This window comes from Viridibacillus sp. NPDC093762 (genome assembly GCF_050279675.1).
GTDB lineage: Bacteria > Bacillota > Bacilli > Bacillales_A > Planococcaceae > Viridibacillus.
In genome coordinates this window covers 1-1,479 of the sequence record NZ_JBNNUK010000053.1, presented here as the reverse complement: position 1 = coordinate 1,479, position 1,479 = coordinate 1, and the positions used below count along the sequence as shown (strand labels likewise).

General features: G+C 35.6%; 1 protein-coding gene and 1 pseudogene. Both read right to left on the bottom strand.

Annotated elements, in window-relative coordinates:
• Nucleotides 1–722, bottom strand: a pseudogene (locus ACQKM9_RS21855) (MFS transporter); the annotation flags it as partial.
• A partial coding sequence (locus ACQKM9_RS21850) for an ArsR/SmtB family transcription factor (RefSeq protein WP_427736577.1) occupies nt 722–1,479 on the bottom strand: 758 nt, incomplete at its 5' end. The gene ACQKM9_RS21850 and the pseudogene ACQKM9_RS21855, both read right to left, overlap by 1 nt.

The following is a 1,479-nucleotide window of genomic DNA, read 5'->3' as shown; positions in this document are numbered from 1 at the left end:
ATACTTAAAACCATTGTAGCTCCTACTGCAAACTGAACTGTTGATGAGAGTACAGTTAGTCTTAGTAGATAGGAGAAGCTAAAGAAAATTCTGTATCCCTCTTTTAGTTCTTCCCACCAAAACTTTTTTGTCCATGTTGGCACTTTATTAATACTCGTAACAGGTATTTTTGATAGTGATATAAAACTAACCAAAAACATGAGTGAAGAAATTATATATAGGTATTGCAGTGGGATAACTAAAAGTAATAAAGATGTAATTCCCGGAGCGATAATGCTCATAAGTCTTAGTGTAGTGTCCAACAAACCGTTTGCTTCAACAAGTTCATCTTCCTTGCATATTTCAGGAATTAATGAAAAGGAAATACTTGAGTATATCGGTTGCATCAAACCCAACACACATTGGAGCAAAACCAATCCAATCATTATTCCAATGTCTGTTCCAATCAGATACCCCACAAGTGGAATTAAGTATGCTCCACCTCGTACCAATTGAATATTTCGAAGCATTTTCTCCTTTACAACATGATTCAAGAAGGGTGCACTTATACTTTGCAAGAGAAGAGAGGGAATAAAATATACCAACCAAATAGTAGCCATCCATTCTTTTGAACCCGTAAGTTCATACAGGAGAAGACCATTAATAATCCCGCCTGCTGCACCACCAAATTCAGATACAATTTGACCAATCCAGAGTGCATGAAAAGATTTTGAAAACTTCATTATAGATTTTCTCCAAGAAATTTAGTAAGGCGATCAGAGAAAGCATTAATCTGAGTTTTATTTATTGAATAAATTCCTTTGTCTACTTGAATAAATTTGGCTGCTTTCAATAATGAAAGTTGATGGTGAATGGTTGTTTTGGAAACATTGAATTGTATACTTAAATCTTGTAAAGAAGATGGACCTTTCGTCAATTGATATATTATCTTCAGTCGTACTTCATCACCTAATGCTTTGTGTCCACGAATCAATTCCATAGGAGGAATGCCAGGTTCCAAAAAATACTCTTCCTTCAAGGGATAAAAAAATAACTTGGTTTCGGGCGTTCGTACTGTTAAAGTCCAGGGACGGTAAGACACTTGAGGAATAAGCTTTACTGTCCAAACTGAAGGTTCAGGAAAATATTTAACTCCGCCGGTAATCATTTCAATAGTCTCTATTGGTTTTGTTTTATCTATAGAATGATATTGTTTCCCTTCAAACTCTATTGCTCGATTCCACTTTGTCCACTCGTCAAACTTCGATATCCAATCAAACCATTCGTTGAGTAGGTTAATAAAATTCTCGACAAGTTCACTTTGCGAATGCCGTTCAAGATTAAGAACATATCCTTCTAAATAATCGTGACCCTTAAAATAAGAAGCATATTCCTTAAAGTTCCTGCCCTGATCTATCCTATCAATAAGATCCGTTCGGATAAGCTCACTCTTGCGGTTTTTATAGGGCAGTAGTGTTCCATAAAACTCACTTCTATCCA